The sequence below is a fragment of the Pseudosulfitobacter pseudonitzschiae genome, assembly GCF_900129395.1.
GTDB lineage: Bacteria > Pseudomonadota > Alphaproteobacteria > Rhodobacterales > Rhodobacteraceae > Pseudosulfitobacter > Pseudosulfitobacter pseudonitzschiae.
This window is the reverse complement of sequence record NZ_FQVP01000001.1, coordinates 571,664-587,602: the sequence shown is the minus strand read 5'-3', so window position 1 is coordinate 587,602 and position 15,939 is coordinate 571,664. Positions and strand designations below refer to the sequence as shown.

Genomic DNA, 15,939 nt, shown 5'->3' with positions numbered 1-15,939 from the left:
GATATACAGGACAGGCACGCATTATGACGGTCTCCAAAGACCAGAAAAGCTTCGCGGCCAAGTCCACCATTCTGTCTGTTGACGCCATGGGTGGCGATCAGGGCCCGGCAGCCGTTGTTGCCGGGCTTAGTCTGTTCGCCAAGAAGGACCGCAAGACACAGTTCATCCTGCATGGACCCGTTGCGACCCTGACCGACCTCGTCGCCAAACGCCGCAACCTGGAAGGTCGCTGTACCATCATCGATGCCACCGGCGTTGTGACGATGGACGACAAGCCCAGCCAGGTCGTGCGCCACGGCAAGGATACGTCCATGTGGTCGGCCATCGAATCGGTGCGCGACGGCAAGGCGGATGTGGCGGTCAGCTGTGGCAACACCGGCGCGCTGATGGCGCTGTCGATGATCCGGCTGCGCAAGCTGCCCGGCGTGAATCGGCCCGCGATTGCGGTGCTGTGGCCCTCGCGCAATCCGCAGGGGTTCAATGTGATGCTGGACGTTGGCGCCGATATCCGCGCCGATGCCGATGACCTTCTGCGCTATGCACTGATGGGCGCATCCTATGCGCGCAACGGCATGAACCTGCCCCGCCCCCGCGTCGGCCTGCTGAACGTCGGCACCGAAGACCACAAGGGCCGTCAGGAACTGAAAGACGCGAACGAACTGATCCGCGACTATCAGGGCAATGCCGATTTCGACTATGTTGGGTTCGTCGAAGGTGGCGACATCCAGGGCGACATCGCCGATGTGATCGTGACCGACGGCTTTACCGGCAACGTGGCGATCAAAACGGGCGAAGGCACCGCCAAGCTGATCGGCGACCTGCTGAAAGAAGCGTTCAAATACACGATCCTGTCGCGCATCGCCTCGCTTTTGGCGCTGACATCGCTGCGCCGCCTGCAAAAGCGGATCGACCCGCGTGGCAAAAATGGCGGTGTTTTCCTGGGCCTGAATGGCACGGTTGTAAAATCCCACGGGTCCGCCGATGCTTTGGGCGTGGCCGCCGCGATCACGCTGGCCGCGCAACTGTCGCAGTCGGGCTTCAACAGCAAGCTGGCCGCGCGCGTGGCAGCGGTTCTGCCGCAAGACGAAGAGAATACAGAAGGAAACAGCGCATGACTCTCAGAGCCGTGGTCACAGGTGTCGGCCACTATTTGCCCGAACGGGTCGTGCCGAACGCCGAATTCGAAAAGACGCTGGACACCTCTGACGAATGGATTCGCGCACGCTCCGGCATCGAGAACCGCCATTTCGCGGGCGAAGGCGACAGCACATCGTCGATGGCCGTGGCCGCAGCAACGGCCGCCCTGGCCGATGCAGGTCGCACAGCGCAGGACGTGGACGCCATCATCGTCGCCACATCGACCGCTGACCTGACCTTTCCGTCCAGCGCCACGATGGTGCAGGCCGGTCTGGGCATGACGACCGGCTTTGCCTTTGACGTCCAGGCGGTCTGCGCCGGTTTCGTCTATGCGCTGGCCAACGCCAACGCGCTGATCGCCTCGGGTCAGGCCAAGCGTGTGCTGGTCATCGGCTCGGAAACCTTCAGCCGCATCATGGACTGGACCGACCGCGGCACCTGTGTGCTGTTCGGCGACGGTGCGGGCGCGCTGCTGCTGGAAGCGCAAGAAGGGACAGGCACCCCTGCCGACCGTGGCATCCTGGCAACCGACCTGAACTCGGACGGACGTCACAAGGATCTGCTCTACGTCGATGGCGGCTCCAGCACCGGCACCACCGGTTACCTGCGGATGCAGGGCAACCAGGTGTTCCGCCACGCTGTCGAGAAACTGGCCGCCACCGCGCAAACCGCGATGGACCGCGCCGGTGTGACCGCCGAAGATGTCGACTGGATCGTGCCCCACCAGGCCAACATCCGCATCATTCAGGGCACCGCCAAGAAAATGAACATCTCGATGGACCGCGTGGTCGTCACTGTTCAGGATCATGGCAATACCTCTGCCGCGTCGATCCCGCTGGCCCTCTCCGTGGGCAAGCAACGCGGCCAGATCAAGCAGGGCGATCTTCTGGTCACCGAGGCCATCGGCGGCGGTCTGGCATGGGGTGCCGTGGTCCTGCGCTGGTAAACGCCTCGAATCCTTGCAATTATCCGCCTGAGACTCCGGCGGATCAGGTCATTGATATTGACTCGTAAATTCCCGCACCCCTATTGTTGGTCAAAACATGGGGGACGACATGGCTGACAAGACATTGACGCGGATGGACCTGAGCGAGGCCGTTTTCCGCGAGGTGGGTCTTTCTCGGAATGAAAGCGCCCAATTGGTAGAAAGCGTTCTGGAGCATATGTCCGACGCGCTGGTGAATGGCGAACAGGTGAAAATCTCGTCCTTCGGCACCTTTTCCGTGCGCAGCAAATCGGCGCGCGTGGGCCGCAACCCCAAAACCGGCGAAGAGGTTCCGATCAACCCCCGCCGCGTTCTGACCTTCCGCCCGTCGCACCTGATGAAAGACCGCGTCGCCTCCGGCAACAAGTCCTGAATTCATGTCCAAGTCGCCTGATGCGTTCCGCACAATTTCGGAAGTGGCCGATTGGCTGGGCGTACAGGCGCACGTGCTGCGATTCTGGGAAAGCAAGTTTTCACAGGTCAAACCGGTCAAACGCGCAGGCGGGCGTCGCTATTACCGCCCGGCCGACATGCTGCTGCTGGGCGGCATCCGCAAGCTGCTGCACGACGACGGGCTGACGATCAAAGGCGTTCAGAAGATCTTGCGCGAACAGGGTATGGCCTATGTGTCCGACCTGTCGCGGCCTTTGGATGACGATGTAATGGAGGCGCTCGAGGCCGCCACGCCAGAACGCCCCGCCGCCCCCTTTTCCGATCCGCCCCCGCCCGAGCCTGAACCGATGGTCGGCGAGGTGGTCGAATTTCCCACAACGCCCGAGCCTGTTGCGGCCCCTGCTGCAGACATCCCCGAACCACCTGCCGCCGCGCCTCCGCCCATGCCACCGGACGCGGCCGTCGAGGTACAAGATGATGAAACGCCGGACGCAGAGCCGGAAGAAATCGCGGAGCCACCCGCAGCTGATACGCCCGCGGCTGATGCGCCCGCGGCTGATGCCGACGAACAGCCGTCGGACACAGCCCCCGAGCCGCTGACCGCAGCCCCACCGCCCGTGACACCGGACGAAATCGCACAGACGCAAGACCCATCGCAGGAACCTGAGGGGATCGAAGAGGCTGTCGAAGCCACCGTCGAACCCGGCCAAAGCTTTGATTCGGTGGCGGAAAACGAATCGGACCACACACCCGCGCACGACACACCCGCCTACGATCCGCAGCCCGCGCCGGAAGAATCCGCGCCAGAAACCGACGTCGCTCCGGCTCCGCAGGATCATCCCGCTGTCGCACAGGATGACGCTCCCCCCGTCGACGCATCCGCCGAGCCGAACGAGAGTGCAACCGCCGATCAGCACGACCAAAGCTCCGCCGTCACTCCGACAGACAACGCCCCCGAAACGGCAAAGGCGGAAGAGACGCCCGCAGATCCCACACCTGCGACCGCATCCGAACCGGACAAACCGGCCGAAAGCGCCGTACCGGCCTTTCTCAGCACGTCGAAAATGGCATCCGACCCCGATGCGGCACCCTCTGAACCGGCCCCTGCCCCCACGCCAAAACCGCGCGTCGTCGATGCCCCCGATCCTCCCGCCGAGGACCAGATCGAAACCACGCCCGGCCTGCTGGCGGCCCTGGCCCGTGCCACGCAGATCGCCCCGGATCACCAGAATACCCTGCGTCCTATGCTGGCCCAACTGACCGCCCTGCGCGACCGGATGGCCTCGGCACGCAAACCGCGAAGTTAAGAGTGACTCTTTGCCAATTTACCCTTGCAGCACCCGTCAAATCGGGTATGAACCCCATCAAGTCGGGCTATGGCGCAGCCTGGTAGCGCGTCCGTCTGGGGGACGGAAGGTCGCAGGTTCGAGTCCTGCTAGCCCGACCAACAACACACCGCCCGGCCCTGCATGGGGTTCGGGCGGTTTGTGCATCTGAAGGGCGAATATTATGACCGGCGTGATTCCCAACCAGCAGATTGAACAGATGATTGCGCAGGGTGCCCTGTCGGGCGATCCCGCGATCATCCCCGCCCAGATACAGCCCGCCAGCCTTGACCTGCGCCTTGGCACCGTGGCCTACCGCGTGCGGGCTTCGTTCCTTGCCGGGCACGGCGCAAAGGTCGCCGACCGGCTGAGCGAATTCGAGATGCACCGCGTGGACCTGTCGAACGGTGCCGTTCTGGAAAAGGGCGCGGTTTACGTGGTGCCCTTGATGGAATCACTGGCTTTGCCCGACGGCATACAGGCCGTGGCCAATGCAAAGTCCTCCACGGGCCGTCTGGACCTGCTGACGCGTCTGATCACCGACGGCGGCACGGAATTCGACCGCATCGCGCCGGGCTACACCGGACCGCTGTACGCCGAGATCTGCCCGCGCTCTTTCTCTGTCCTCGTCCGCCCCGGTATGCGCCTGAACCAGATCCGGTTCCGCGACGGTCAGGCGGTGCTGGACGACGCCGCCCTGCGCGCCCTGCACGCCGATCAGGTGCTGGTGGATGGCGATGCCGTGATCGACGACGGCCTGGGCTTTTCCGTCGATCTGCGCCCTGCTGACAACACGCTGGTCGGCTACCGCGCCAAACCGCACACAGGTGTGATCGATCTGGACAAGATCGGCCACTATGACCCCGCCGAATATTGGGAAGAGGTGCACAGCGCCACCGGCCAGATCATCCTGGACCCCGGCGCGTTCTATATCCTTGTCAGCCGCGAGGCGGTGCACATCCCACCCGATTGCGCCGCCGAAATGGCACCCTATCTGGCAATGGTCGGTGAATTCCGCGTGCATTACGCGGGGTTCTTCGACCCCGGCTTTGGCCACGACGCCGCAGGCGGTGCCGGGTCGCGCGGCGTGCTCGAAGTGCGCTGTCACGAGGCGCCCTTCGTGCTGGAGCACGCGCAGATCGTGGGCCGTCTGGTCTATGAGAAAATGGCCGAAGTGCCCACACAGCTTTACGGTGCAGGCATTGCGTCGAACTACCAGGGTCAGGGTCTGAAGCTGTCAAAACACTTCAAAACGCCCTGATCCCAACAGCTTACATCTTGCCCATGCGCTTTGCCACGCGGGCCGCCTGCCGCGCCTGACGGACCTGCTGCTTAGTGATGCCGTTACCTTGGCCATTGCCACCCTGGCGTGGGCGTCCGTCCTGCCCCGTGGGCTGGCCGTATTCATCCACCTCGGCGTCACCCTGCTTGCGGCGGCCACCCATGTTGCTGGCCCCCTTGATGCCCGCATCAATGCCCTTGCTGATGGCTTTGCGCATGACCAGCTTGATGATCATGTTGATAATCTGATTGACGTTCATTGCCGTCTCTCCTGCTGCTTAACACCTTATATAGCAGTGATTGCGGCGATTTTCAGGTCTGTCTCGCCTCAGTCTTCGAAAAGTTCGCTTTGACCTTCGGCGCTTTCATCCTCGTCGTCAGCATCACGCGGCAGATCGCCACCGGGCGGCGGGCGGTTTTCCAACAGGCCCGCGGCACGCAGTTCCTTCAACCCCGGCAAATCGCGCGCGCTTTCCAGACCGAAATGGTCCAGGAAATCCTGCGTCACCACGAATGTCACAGGCCGCCCCGGTGTCATCTTGCGACGCCCAAACCGAATCCATTCCAGCTCCAGCAACTGGTCCACCGTGCCACGGCTGACACTGACGCCCCGAATTTCCTCGATCTCGGCGCGGGTGACGGGCTGGTGATAGGCGATGATCGCAAGGGTTTCGATGGCCGCACGGCTCAGCTTGCGGGTCTCGACGGTTTCCTTTTGCATCAGGAACCCCAGATCGGCGGCCGTGCGGATCGCCCAGGCATCGCCCACACGCGTCACGTTGACCCCGCGTCCCTCATAGCGTTTGCGCAGGTGCACCAGCGCCTCGGCAGGGTCACAGCCATGCGGCAGCCGCGCCTCAAGCTCGCGCACGGTGATCGGCTCTGCCGTGGCGAACAGGATCGCCTCGACCATGCGTTCCTGCTCTCCCATTGGTGGGGCCTCGAACAGGCTTTCTTCTTTTTGGTCAATATCTTCTGGCATTTAATGATCTCTTTTCCGCAACTGGATCGGCGCGAACATTTCCGACTGCCGGATTTCCAGATGCCCCTCTTTGACCAGTTCAAGCGAGGCGGCAAAAGTCGCCGCTGTGGCAGACCGCCGCCGCACCGGATCGCCGTCCCAGCCCTCTGGCAGATAAGAGGAAATCTCGGTCCAGTCGCCCGCATAACCGATCAGCCCCCGCATCCGCTCCAGCGCCTGCTCCATGGTAAAGACCGAGTCGCGGTCCATCACGAAAGGACGGAAATCATCGCGGGTGCGGATGCGGGCATAGCCCTGCATCAGGTCCAGCAGCGTCGCCGAATAGGTCACCTTGCGCACGCGCGTGACCATCTCGGACTGACCGCGCGCAAAGAAATCGCGGCCCAACTGGTCGCGCGCCATCAACCTTGCGGCGGCATCGCGCATGGCCTGCAACCGCTCCAACTGAAACGCCAGGTGCGCGGCCAGCTCCTCGCCCGAGGGCCCCTCTTCCGACGGGTCGGGCGGCAACAGCAGCCGGGATTTCAGAAAGGCCAGCCAGGCGGCCATCACCAGATAGTCGGCGGCCAGTTCCAACCGCAGCGCCTTGGCCTTTTCCACGAACGCCAGATACTGACGGGCCAGCTGCAACACGCTGACCTTGCGCAAATCGACCTTTTGCGTGCGGCTGAGCGTCAGCAACAGGTCCAGCGGCCCCTCAAAGCCGTCGACATCCACGATCAACGCCTCGGCAGCAAGCCGTTCGCTGACGCTGACCTTGTCTTCTTCGAACAGATTTTCAGCCATGCGCAATCGCGCCCGTCAGCGCCCTATTTTAACAGGCTCTCAAGTTCGGCGTCAGCGGCGGAAATGTCAATGTCATCGGGCGTATGGCGCGCGGCCAGCGCGGCATCTGCGCGGCGCTGCGCCTCTGCGTCCATTTCGCCCGCTGCGGCGGCGACCTCCATGCGCTCGGCCAACGTGCCGTTGCAATGCAGGATCACATCACAGCCCGCATCCAGCGCGCCGCGCGTGAGGTCGGTCAGCGACCCGCTCAGCGCCTTCATCGAAATGTCGTCGGTCATGATCAATCCGTCAAAGCCGATGTCGCTGCGGATCACATCCATCACCTTGGGCGACAGGGTCGCAGGGGCTGTGTCGATGGCATCATAGACCAGATGCGCGGTCATCCCCATCGGCAGGTCGTTCAGCGCCTTGAAGGGGGCAAAATCCTGTGCATCCAGATCGGCGCGCGGCGCGGCGACGGTGGGCAGGTCGAAATGGCTGTCCTGTGTGGCGCGGCCATGACCGGGGATGTGTTTGACCACTGGCAACACACCGCCATCCAGCATGCCCTGGGCATGCGCACGGCCCAGCGTGGCCACCGTGCCCGCGTCCGTGCCATAGCAACGGTTGCGCAGGAACGGGTGGCTGTCGTCACAGGCCACATCGACCATCGGCGCACAGTTGCTGTCGACCCCAATCGCCCGCAGCTCGTGCGCAATCACGCGCCCCCGCAGGTACATCGCCCGCTCGGCCTGATCGCCCGCAGCCGCGACGAAATCCAGCGGCGGCAACCATTCGCGCCACTGCGGCGCACGCAGACGCTGTACGCGCCCGCCCTCTTGGTCAATCGTGATCGGGCATTCATAGCCCACCGCATTGCGCATGTCGGCGCACAGGGCGCGCACCTGATCGGGATTGTCGATGTTGCGCGCAAACAGGATGAACCCAAAGGGCAGCACATCGCGGAAAAACGCGATTTCATCCGACGTCAGCCGCAGCCCGTCCGCATCCAGAATGGTCGCGCCAAAGTTCATCGTGTGACGACCGGAATACAGTCAGCCCCCTCTGCCACAAGGGCCGAGCAGAAGCGACGCGCATCAGACAGATCGGTAAAACCGTGCGCGCGCAGCCGGTAGAACGTGCGCCCGCCGCTTTGCGCCTTTTGGATGATGCGCGACTTGCCGTTCAGGTAATCGCCAAAGCGGCCCTCGATGCGCGTCCACTGCTGCCGCGCGACCTCTTCGCTGTCAAAGGCACCCAATTGCACCAGGCGCGTGCCTGTCGCCAGGCTCTCGGGATCGATCTCCTGAGTGGGCGTCGCTTCGACCGCAACGGCGCGCGCCGGGATCACCATGGCAGGCGCATCGGCTGGGCGCACCTTGGGGCGCAGGGAAAACTTGGGACCGGGGCCCGTCATGTCCAGAACCGGAGCGGGCTGCATGATTTCATCTGTGTCTGCACCGGCAACACCATCAAGACGATCCGCCTCGCCATCCTCGTCAATGCGCTCGACACCATCGGTTAACTGGTTGACCAGATCGTCCACCGAACCCGACTGCAACGCGGCGGCAACATCCGGCCCCGGCGCGCGGCCTGTCTCAGAAGAGTTCGACTGTGGCGCAGATGCCACCCCCGGCACCACCATCGACGCCAGAATGGGCGTATCTTCATCGGCCAGGGCCACCGGACGCGGTGCCAGCACAAAGCGGTCGGCGGGCGGTTGCGTGCCACCGTCAGCCGCGACCGCATTGACCGCCAGCCCCTGGTTCATCGCCAACTGGCCACCCGGTTCCTCGGGGCGGACCCGCATGTCACCTTGCACGGCACGGACCACCGGAATGCCGCTAACATCGCGCACCATCAGCTTGTAACCCCAGACACCAACCCCGGCAATCAACGCCAGCGACACCACGGCCCCGGCGATATTTGTCATATTGGTCAGAGACTTGGCCGTCGCATTCCCTGCCGCACCATATTGCGCAACATAGCTGTCTTCGCCCAAGCCATGGGTGTCATAAACGTCTGCCATTTCTGCCTCGCTGCCTGCACGATACGTCGCCGCGCTGGTCTACTGTGATATTGCCTGCTTCGGGCTGCGGCGCTTTTGGTCAGCGCATTTCGTCAGCCGGTGTAACGCCAAGAATACCAAGACCGGCGGCAATTACAATCGCCACGGCACGCGCCAGCGCGATTTTTGCCACACTGGCCGCGTGGTTGTCGTCCTGAATGAAGCGCAAGGTGGTTTCGTCGTTGCCCTTGTTCCACAGACCGTGGAAATCGCCCGCCAGTTCATAAAGGTAAAACGCCACCCGATGCGGCTCGTTGGTCCGCGCCGCGGTCTCGATCAGACGCGGCCATTCCGCCAGCTTGCCGGCCAGCGCCAGCTCGGCAGGATGGTCCAGCAGCGCCAGATCAGGCGTGGCATCGGTGTCGATCCCCGCCTCGGCCGCCTTGCGCAGCACCGAGTTCACCCGCGCGTGGGCGTATTGCACGTAGAACACCGGGTTCTCGCGGCTCTGCTCGACGGCCTTGTCGAAATCAAAGTCCAGCGGCGCGTCGTTCTTGCGCGTCAGCATCACGAAACGGGTCACATCGGGGCCAACCTGATCGACCACGTCGCGCAGGGTGACAAATGTCCCTGCCCGCTTGGACATCTTGAACGGCTCGCCGTTCTTGAACAGCTTCACCAGCTGGCACAGCTTGATGTCCAGCGGCACGGTGCCGCCCGACAGCGCCGAAACCGCTGCCTTCATCCGTTTGACATAGCCGCCGTGGTCGGCGCCGAACACGTCGATCAGCGCGTCAAAGCCGCGCTGCACCTTGTCATAGTGATAGGCAATGTCAGGCGCGAAATAGGTCCAGGCCCCGTCGGATTTCATCACCGGACGGTCCACATCGTCGCCATGTTCGGTCGACCGGAACAACGTCTGCTCGCGCGGCTCCCAATCCTCGGGCTTCTTGCCCTTGGGCGGCTCCAGCACGCCCTCATAGATCAGACCCTTGGCCTTCAGGTCCTCGATCGCGGCTTCGATCCGTCCGGTGCCATACAGCGATTTTTCGCTGTAAAACACGTCCATCTCGACACCCAGCGATTTCAGATCGGCGCGGATCAGGTCCATCATCGCATCGGTCGAGAAGTTGCGGATCTCTTCCAGCCACACGTCCTCGTCTTGCCCGACATAGGCGTCGCCCACCTTGTCCTTCAGCGCCTGGCCCACGTCGATCAGGTAATCGCCCGGATAGGTCCCATCGGGAAAGGCCACGTCCTGTCCGTGCGCCTCAAGATACCGCAGGTAAACGGACCGCGCCAGAACATCGACCTGCGCGCCGCCGTCGTTGATGTAATATTCGCGCGTGACCTCATGGCCTGCAAAATCCAGCAAGGACGCCAGCGCATCCCCAAAGACAGCGCCCCGCGTGTGCCCCACATGCAGCGGCCCTGTGGGGTTGGCGCTGACATATTCCACGTTCACCTTGCGGCCCCGCCCCATGTCCGACCGGCCAAAATCCGTCCCCTGCGCCAGAACGGCACCGACAACGCCCTGCCAGACCACAGGCGCCAGCCGCAGGTTCAAGAACCCCGGCCCCGCCACATCGGCGCTGACCACGCGGTCGTCCGCCACCAGCTTGGCCGCCAGCGCGTCGGCGATGTCGCGCGGCTTCAGCCCGGCAGGTTTCGCCAGCACCATCGCCGCATTGGTCGCCATGTCCCCATGTGCCGCATCGCGCGGCGGCTCGACCGTGACGTTCCCCATGTCCAGACCATCGGGCAGGCTGCCCTCGGACTGCATGGCGTTCAGGTTTTCGATCACAAGCGCGCGGATTTCGGCAAAAAGGTTCATCGGTCTGGTCCATGTCTTAGGTTTGCGCGGGTGTAGCACCTTTGCGCATGCGGTCAATCTCTGTGCGCGCCCAAAGCCGCCGCTCGCGTCTTTTGGCCGGCAAATATCCCTGTGCACAGGGGGCCGCGCCCCCAAGGCCCGCTATGCGCCGATCAGGCGCGCGTGCTCTTGCAAGGCGAAACGGTCGGTCATCCCCGCGATGTAATCGCTGACGATCCGGGCGAGAGCGGTTTCATTTTCCACCTCTTCCACATCCTTGCGCCATTGCTTGGGCAGATAATCCGTATGGGCCATGAAGAAGGGGAACAGCTCTTCCACCACCTGCGTGACCTCCGCGCGCATCTTCACCACCGAAGGGGCGCGGTACATGCGATCAAACAAGAAGGCGCGGATCACCTTCAAGTCCTGGAACACAGGGTCCGAAAAGCGGATCACAGTCTGCCCCGCCATACGCACATCGGTCACCGATTGCGGGTCGATCTCGGCCAGACGGGTGCGGGCAAAGCTGATCACATCCTCGACCAGCACACCAAAGAACCGGCGCAGCGCCTCGTGGCGGCGGCGGTAATAGTTCAGGTTGGGGTACAGCGCATCGACGGCGGCGAAATTGTCACGCAGGATCGGCAGTTCGGCCAGTTCATCGGTTGAAAACAATTCCGCGCGCAGCCCGTCGTGCAGGTCGTGGTGGTTATAGGCCACGTCGTCCGCAATCGCTGCCACCTGCGCCTCGGCGCTGGCATAGGTGTGCAGTTCCAGGTCATGATGGCGGTTGTACGCCTCCAGCGCCCAGGGGATGTCGCCGGTGACCGGGCCGTTGTGCTTGGCAATGCCTTCCAGCGTTTCCCAAGTCAGGTTCAGACCGTCGAAATCGGCATAATGCCGTTCCAGATGGGTGACGATGCGAATGGCCTGTGCGTTGTGGTCGAACCCGCCATAGGGCGCCATCAACGCCGACAACGCGTCCTCGCCCGTGTGTCCGAACGGGGTGTGCCCCAGATCGTGTGCCAGCGCCACCGCCTCGGTCAGCTCGGCGTTCAGCCCCAGTGCGCCCGATATGGTCCGCGCCACCTGCGCCACCTCGATCGAGTGCGTCAGACGGGTGCGGTAATAGTCACCCTCGTGTTCGATGAACACCTGCGTCTTGTGCTTCAGCCGCCGAAAGGCGCTGGCGTGAATGATCCGGTCCCGGTCCCGCTGAAAGCAGGAGCGGAATGTGCTTTCCTCTTCCCGAACGCGCCGTCCCCGGGCGCGGGCGGGATCCGAGGCAAAGGGTGCGCGCATATGGCTGGTCCTTGTGGCCTGTCCTTGGCGTATCTATATTGGTTCCAAACACACATGACACCCCTGCGACAGCCTCAAACCTTGTCAAACACAGGATAATCCGATGAATTTGCCACCAAAAGTCACCCCCCGCGCCTTTGCCCGCCTTGCCGAGATCGGTGCAGCAGGGCAAGGACAGGCCCTGCGTGTCGCGGTCGAGGGCGGCGGATGCTCGGGATTCCAGTATGAAATCGCGCTGGACGCCCCAAAAGACGACGATCTGGTGCTGGAAGGTGACGGCCAGAAGGTCGTGGTCGATTCCGTGTCGCTGCCGTTTCTGGCCAATGCGGTCATCGACTTTTCCGAGGAACTGATCGGCGCGCGCTTTGTCATCGACAACCCCAACGCCACCAGCGCCTGCGGCTGCGGCACCTCGTTCTCGATGTGATCCATCCGCTTGCCCCCCGCGCCCTGATCGGCGATAGCTGAGACACCAGCAGCGCAGAGGGCCAGCAGATGAAAATCGCGACATTCAACATCAACGGCATCAAGGCGCGGGCGCAGGCCCTGCCCGACTGGCTGGACGCGTTCCAGCCCGACGTGGTGTTGCTGCAAGAGATCAAATCCGTCGACGAAGGCTTTCCGCGCGAGTTGTTCGAGGAACGCGGCTATAACGTCGAAGTGCACGGGCAAAAGTCGTTCAACGGTGTCGGCATCCTGTCGAAACTGCCTCTTGAAGAGGTAACCCGTGGATTACCCGGCGACGACGAAGACGAACAGGCCCGCTGGATCGAGGCGACTGTGGTTGGTGAAAACGAGGCCGTGCGCCTGTGCGGTCTGTACCTGCCAAACGGCAATCCGGTGCCGGGGCCGAAGTATGATTACAAGCTGGCGTGGATGGCCCGTATGCAGGCCCGCGCCGAGGCTTTGCTGGCCGAGGAAATGCCGTTCCTGATGGCGGGCGATTACAACATCATCCCCCAGGCCGAAGACGCCGCGCGCCCCGAGGCCTGGCGCGAGGACGCGCTGTTCCGTCTGGACTCGCGCGAGGCTTATCGCCGGATTCTGAACCTGGGCCTGACCGAAGCCTTCCGCACCCGCGATCCGCGCCCCGGCCAGTATTCGTTCTGGGATTATCAGGCCGGTGCGTGGAACCGCAACGACGGCATCCGCATCGACCATTTCCTGTTGTCGCCCGCCGTGGCCGACATGATGACCGACGCAGGCATCGAACGCGATGTGCGCGGTCTGGACAAGCCGTCGGATCACGTGCCGGTCTGGGTCGAACTGGCCGCCTGATTTCGGCGGCTCTGCCCCCAGACCCGTCCGGAATATTCTCAGCGAAAAGAACCCGTTACGTCGTGGTCGTAAAGCCAGCTTAGCCGCTTGAGAAAGGCATTTGGCGCGAGTGTGCCCAATGTGCGCAGCCCTGCGTGCGCGATGCGGCGTTGCAGGCCGTCCAGGTGATAGTTCTTTGCATTGGCATTGGCGGCAGCGATGGCGCGGGCGACGCGTTGGGCGCGTTTGGCCTGGTATGCGGGCAATGCTTCGGCCAAGGGGGCCGCCGCGCAGCACGCTGCGAGGGTCCAGGCGTCCTCGAGCGCGAGATTGGCGCCTTGCGCCAGAAACGGCAGCGTCGGGTGGGCGGCATCACCGAGGATGGCAAGCCGGTCGCGGTGCCAGTGTTGCGCGACCGGATGCCGGAACAGGCCCCAGAGTTTTGGCGTTTCGACCTGCCCGATCAAGGTTTTGAGCTCTGCGCAGGTGTCGGCAAAGGCCGCTTGCAGGTTTGCGGGGGCATCGTCGTGGTGCCAGCCTTCGGCGGCCCAGTCGGTGCGTTCCTGCACCGCGACCACGTTCAGCAGGCCACCTTTCAGCGGATAGGTCACCACATGTTTGCCCGGGGCCATCCAGATGTTGGCGACAGGTGGCACATCGGATGCGGCGACAATGCCGCGCCATGCAACCTGACCCGTAAAAAACGGCGCGCCCTGCCCGTTGAGCAACCCCCGCGCCACGGAATGCAACCCATCCGCGCCAACCACCAGAGCGTGCGCATGGTCCCCCTGGCCCGTCCGGACAGTGCCATCCGTCGTGACCGCGTCGACACGTGCACCAAGGTGGACCGTCACCCCCGCCTGACGGCAGGACGTGGCCAACAGGTCAATCAGCGCGGCACGGTGGAAAAAGCGATAGGGCGGCGTCTGGTCTTTCAGGTCAAAGCGCGCGATGGCCCGTCCCGTCAGCCCGTCGCGCGGTTGCACCGCTTGCGCGCGCAGGCTGAAAGCGTCCAGTTGCCCGGCCAGCCCCAGTGCGGCCAGAACACGGCCGCCGTTGGGGGTGATCTGGATGCCGGCACCCACTTCGGTCAGCGCATCCGCCTGCTCATAGACCGTTACGCCCGCGCCAAAACGCGAAAAGGCCAGCGCAGCCGCCAGCCCTCCGATGCCGCCGCCGATGATGGCGACGGATGCGTTTTCAAGATGCGACATCAGTCGTCGCGGTGCACTTTCTCGCGGCGCTCGTGGCGCTCCTGCGCCTCAAGGCTCATGGTGGCGATAGGGCGTGCGTCCAGGCGTTTCAGGGAAATCGGTTCGCCCGTGACCGAGCAATACCCGTATTCACCTTCTTCGATGCGGCGCAGGGCTGCGTCGATCTTGCTGACCAGTTTGCGCTGGCGATCCCGCGTGCGCAATTCCAGCGCGCGGTCGGTTTCTTCAGAGGCGCGATCTGCGACATCGGGGATATTGCGTGTGCCGTCCTGCAGCCCCTCGATGGTGTCACGGCTGCCGGCCTGGAGTTCGATTTTCCAGTTCAGCAGCTTGCGCCGGAAATATTCCACCTGCCGTTCATTCATGAACGGTTCGTCCTCTGCCGGACTATAGTCCTTTGGCAGAAAATTTTCCTGTTTCATAGATTTCCCCTCAACTTGGCCGACACTGTTCATGTGAAATTCTACCATTCTACGCGAAGCATTGGCCCCCTGCCGCAGCGTCTAATACAGGCGCGGTTGAATGTCACTACACAATGCGGCATGGCTGGGGCAAATTGCAGTGAAACTGCGTTTCGAAATGAGGGTATTCCAGATGAAATTCACCGGCACAGAAAGCTATGTGGCAACCGACGATCTGACCATTGCCGTCAACGCCGCCGTCACATTGGAGCGCCCCCTGCTGGTCAAGGGCGAGCCGGGCACGGGCAAGACCGAACTGGCCAAGCAGGTCGCCAATTCGCTGGGGCTGCGGCTGATCGAGTGGAACATCAAATCGACCACCCGCGCGCAACAGGGTCTGTACGAATACGACGCGGTCAGCCGTCTGCGGGACAGCCAGTTGGGCGAGGAAAAAGTCCACGACGTCTCGAACTATATCCGCAAGGGCAAACTGTGGGAGGCGTTCGAGGCGAAGGAAAAGGTCGTGCTGCTGATCGACGAGATCGACAAGGCCGACATCGAATTTCCGAATGATCTGCTGCAAGAGATTGATAAGATGGAGTTTTTCGTCTACGAGACCGGCGAAACAATCCGTGCCGAAAACCGGCCCATCGTTATCATTACCTCGAACAACGAAAAGGAATTGCCCGATGCATTCCTGCGCCGTTGCTTCTTTCACTACATCCAGTTCCCCGACATGGACACGCTGCGCACCATCGTCGAAGTGCACCACCCCGGCATCAAGGAACAGCTTCTGACCACGGCGCTGACGCAGTTTTTCGAGATCCGCGAACAGGCCGGCCTGAAGAAAAAGCCGTCGACCTCGGAAGTTCTGGATTGGCTCAAGCTTCTGCTCGCCGAGGACATGAGCGCCGAGGACCTGAAATCCGACGGAAAATCCGCCCTGCCCAAGCTGCACGGTGCCTTGTTGAAGAACGAACAGGACGTGCATTTGTTCGAGCGACTGGCGTTCATGGCGCGCGGTCAGCAACGCTGAGGCCGCGCCGCCCGAAATGATGAAAATTAAGGCAGATCGC

At 62.9% G+C, this 15,939-nt stretch carries 17 protein-coding genes and 1 tRNA gene; 9 read left to right on the top strand and 9 right to left on the bottom strand.

Annotated elements, in window-relative coordinates:
• Nucleotides 1-23: 23 nt before the first annotated feature.
• The 6 genes from plsX (at nt 24) to BUC08_RS02765 (ending at nt 5,101) form a co-directional block, all read left to right on the top strand.
• Nucleotides 24-1,115, top strand: coding sequence for a phosphate acyltransferase PlsX (plsX, locus tag BUC08_RS02790; RefSeq protein WP_073194109.1), 1,092 nt, complete (start codon nt 24-26; stop codon nt 1,113-1,115).
• Nucleotides 1,112-2,083 (top strand): beta-ketoacyl-ACP synthase III, encoded by a 972-nt coding sequence (locus BUC08_RS02785; RefSeq protein ID WP_037920775.1) that lies wholly within the window; start codon nt 1,112-1,114, stop codon nt 2,081-2,083. Before plsX ends, BUC08_RS02785 begins: the two co-directional genes overlap by 4 nt.
• A 109-nt stretch (nt 2,084-2,192) precedes the next feature.
• The gene (gene ihfA, locus BUC08_RS02780; RefSeq protein ID WP_037920777.1) at nt 2,193-2,495 is read left to right on the top strand and encodes an integration host factor subunit alpha; all 303 of its coding nucleotides are present in this window, start codon (nt 2,193-2,195) and stop codon (nt 2,493-2,495) included.
• Between the two features lie 4 nt (nt 2,496-2,499).
• The gene (locus tag BUC08_RS02775; RefSeq protein ID WP_037920779.1) at nt 2,500-3,822 is read left to right on the top strand and encodes a MerR family transcriptional regulator; all 1,323 of its coding nucleotides are present in this window, start codon (nt 2,500-2,502) and stop codon (nt 3,820-3,822) included.
• Between the two features lie 63 nt (nt 3,823-3,885).
• Nucleotides 3,886-3,962: transfer RNA gene (locus tag BUC08_RS02770), tRNA-Pro, on the top strand.
• Nucleotides 3,963-4,024: 62 nt separating this feature from the next.
• A complete protein-coding gene (locus BUC08_RS02765) occupies nt 4,025-5,101 on the top strand; it encodes a 2'-deoxycytidine 5'-triphosphate deaminase (protein ID WP_037920782.1) in 1,077 nt (358 codons plus the stop codon).
• A 10-nt stretch (nt 5,102-5,111) separates the two neighbouring features.
• Here the strand turns inward: BUC08_RS02765 and BUC08_RS02760 are convergent, their stop codons facing one another.
• The 7 genes from BUC08_RS02760 to BUC08_RS02730 all read right to left on the bottom strand — a co-directional run bounded on the left by BUC08_RS02760 (nt 5,112) and on the right by BUC08_RS02730 (nt 11,991).
• Nucleotides 5,112-5,381 carry a hypothetical protein gene (locus BUC08_RS02760; protein WP_037920784.1) on the bottom strand — a complete coding sequence of 90 codons (270 nt, stop codon included), beginning with the start codon at nt 5,379-5,381 and terminating at the stop codon, nt 5,112-5,114.
• A gap of 68 nt (nt 5,382-5,449) precedes the next feature.
• Nucleotides 5,450-6,103, bottom strand: a complete 654-nt coding sequence (gene scpB / locus BUC08_RS02755) for an SMC-Scp complex subunit ScpB (RefSeq protein WP_037920787.1) — start codon at nt 6,101-6,103, stop codon at nt 5,450-5,452.
• Nucleotides 6,104-6,889, bottom strand: coding sequence for a segregation and condensation protein A (locus tag BUC08_RS02750; protein ID WP_037920789.1), 786 nt, complete (start codon nt 6,887-6,889; stop codon nt 6,104-6,106).
• Nucleotides 6,890-6,912: 23 nt separating this feature from the next.
• Nucleotides 6,913-7,902 carry a beta-N-acetylhexosaminidase gene (nagZ, locus tag BUC08_RS02745; RefSeq protein WP_037920791.1) on the bottom strand — a complete coding sequence of 330 codons (990 nt, stop codon included), beginning with the start codon at nt 7,900-7,902 and terminating at the stop codon, nt 6,913-6,915.
• Nucleotides 7,899-8,897, bottom strand: a complete 999-nt coding sequence (locus BUC08_RS02740) for an SPOR domain-containing protein (protein ID WP_037920793.1) — start codon at nt 8,895-8,897, stop codon at nt 7,899-7,901. Before BUC08_RS02740 ends, nagZ begins: the two co-directional genes overlap by 4 nt.
• A 79-nt stretch (nt 8,898-8,976) precedes the next feature.
• Entirely contained in the window at nt 8,977-10,710 is a 1,734-nt protein-coding gene (gene argS / locus BUC08_RS02735) for an arginine--tRNA ligase (RefSeq protein ID WP_037920795.1), read from the bottom strand.
• Nucleotides 10,711-10,851: 141 nt separating this feature from the next.
• Nucleotides 10,852-11,991: a deoxyguanosinetriphosphate triphosphohydrolase gene (locus BUC08_RS02730; RefSeq protein ID WP_037920804.1), complete on the bottom strand. Its 1,140-nt coding sequence runs from the start codon at nt 11,989-11,991 to the stop codon at nt 10,852-10,854.
• Between the two features lie 103 nt (nt 11,992-12,094).
• Here BUC08_RS02730 and BUC08_RS02725 point away from each other — a divergent pair, with 103 nt between their 5' ends.
• Together BUC08_RS02725 and xth are read left to right on the top strand one after the other, a co-directional pair.
• Nucleotides 12,095-12,418: a HesB/IscA family protein gene (locus BUC08_RS02725; protein ID WP_028956356.1), complete on the top strand. Its 324-nt coding sequence runs from the start codon at nt 12,095-12,097 to the stop codon at nt 12,416-12,418.
• Nucleotides 12,419-12,486: 68 nt separating this feature from the next.
• Nucleotides 12,487-13,269: an exodeoxyribonuclease III gene (xth, locus tag BUC08_RS02720; protein ID WP_037920807.1), complete on the top strand. Its 783-nt coding sequence runs from the start codon at nt 12,487-12,489 to the stop codon at nt 13,267-13,269.
• A gap of 38 nt (nt 13,270-13,307) precedes the next feature.
• Here the strand turns inward: xth and BUC08_RS02715 are convergent, their stop codons facing one another.
• The gene (locus BUC08_RS02715) at nt 13,308-14,462 is read right to left on the bottom strand and encodes an FAD-dependent monooxygenase (protein ID WP_037920809.1); all 1,155 of its coding nucleotides are present in this window, start codon (nt 14,460-14,462) and stop codon (nt 13,308-13,310) included.
• Nucleotides 14,462-14,917: an RNA polymerase-binding protein DksA gene (gene dksA, locus BUC08_RS02710; RefSeq protein ID WP_073194107.1), complete on the bottom strand. Its 456-nt coding sequence runs from the start codon at nt 14,915-14,917 to the stop codon at nt 14,462-14,464. Before dksA ends, BUC08_RS02715 begins: the two co-directional genes overlap by 1 nt.
• A gap of 139 nt (nt 14,918-15,056) precedes the next feature.
• Here dksA and BUC08_RS02705 point away from each other — a divergent pair, with 139 nt between their 5' ends.
• Nucleotides 15,057-15,899, top strand: a complete 843-nt coding sequence (locus BUC08_RS02705; protein WP_037920812.1) for an AAA family ATPase — start codon at nt 15,057-15,059, stop codon at nt 15,897-15,899.
• The last annotated feature ends 40 nt before the right edge of the window (nt 15,900-15,939 follow it).

What these genes read in the sequence shown, in the direction of transcription:
- plsX (WP_073194109.1), top strand. Translation starts at nt 24, where the DNA reads ATGACGGTCTCCAAAGACCAGAAAAGCTTCGCGGCCAAGTCCACCATT.
- BUC08_RS02785 (WP_037920775.1), top strand. Translation starts at nt 1,112, where the DNA reads ATGACTCTCAGAGCCGTGGTCACAGGTGTCGGCCACTATTTGCCCGAA.
- ihfA (WP_037920777.1), top strand. Translation starts at nt 2,193, where the DNA reads ATGGCTGACAAGACATTGACGCGGATGGACCTGAGCGAGGCCGTTTTC.
- BUC08_RS02775 (WP_037920779.1), top strand. Translation starts at nt 2,500, where the DNA reads ATGTCCAAGTCGCCTGATGCGTTCCGCACAATTTCGGAAGTGGCCGAT.
- BUC08_RS02765 (WP_037920782.1), top strand. Translation starts at nt 4,025, where the DNA reads ATGACCGGCGTGATTCCCAACCAGCAGATTGAACAGATGATTGCGCAG.
- BUC08_RS02760 (WP_037920784.1), bottom strand. Translation starts at nt 5,381, where the DNA reads ATGAACGTCAATCAGATTATCAACATGATCATCAAGCTGGTCATGCGC.
- scpB (WP_037920787.1), bottom strand. Translation starts at nt 6,103, where the DNA reads ATGCCAGAAGATATTGACCAAAAAGAAGAAAGCCTGTTCGAGGCCCCA.
- BUC08_RS02750 (WP_037920789.1), bottom strand. Translation starts at nt 6,889, where the DNA reads ATGGCTGAAAATCTGTTCGAAGAAGACAAGGTCAGCGTCAGCGAACGG.
- nagZ (WP_037920791.1), bottom strand. Translation starts at nt 7,902, where the DNA reads ATGAACTTTGGCGCGACCATTCTGGATGCGGACGGGCTGCGGCTGACG.
- BUC08_RS02740 (WP_037920793.1), bottom strand. Translation starts at nt 8,897, where the DNA reads ATGGCAGACGTTTATGACACCCATGGCTTGGGCGAAGACAGCTATGTT.
- argS (WP_037920795.1), bottom strand. Translation starts at nt 10,710, where the DNA reads ATGAACCTTTTTGCCGAAATCCGCGCGCTTGTGATCGAAAACCTGAAC.
- BUC08_RS02730 (WP_037920804.1), bottom strand. Translation starts at nt 11,991, where the DNA reads ATGCGCGCACCCTTTGCCTCGGATCCCGCCCGCGCCCGGGGACGGCGC.
- BUC08_RS02725 (WP_028956356.1), top strand. Translation starts at nt 12,095, where the DNA reads ATGAATTTGCCACCAAAAGTCACCCCCCGCGCCTTTGCCCGCCTTGCC.
- xth (WP_037920807.1), top strand. Translation starts at nt 12,487, where the DNA reads ATGAAAATCGCGACATTCAACATCAACGGCATCAAGGCGCGGGCGCAG.
- BUC08_RS02715 (WP_037920809.1), bottom strand. Translation starts at nt 14,462, where the DNA reads ATGTCGCATCTTGAAAACGCATCCGTCGCCATCATCGGCGGCGGCATC.
- dksA (WP_073194107.1), bottom strand. Translation starts at nt 14,917, where the DNA reads ATGAACAGTGTCGGCCAAGTTGAGGGGAAATCTATGAAACAGGAAAAT.
- BUC08_RS02705 (WP_037920812.1), top strand. Translation starts at nt 15,057, where the DNA reads ATGAAATTCACCGGCACAGAAAGCTATGTGGCAACCGACGATCTGACC.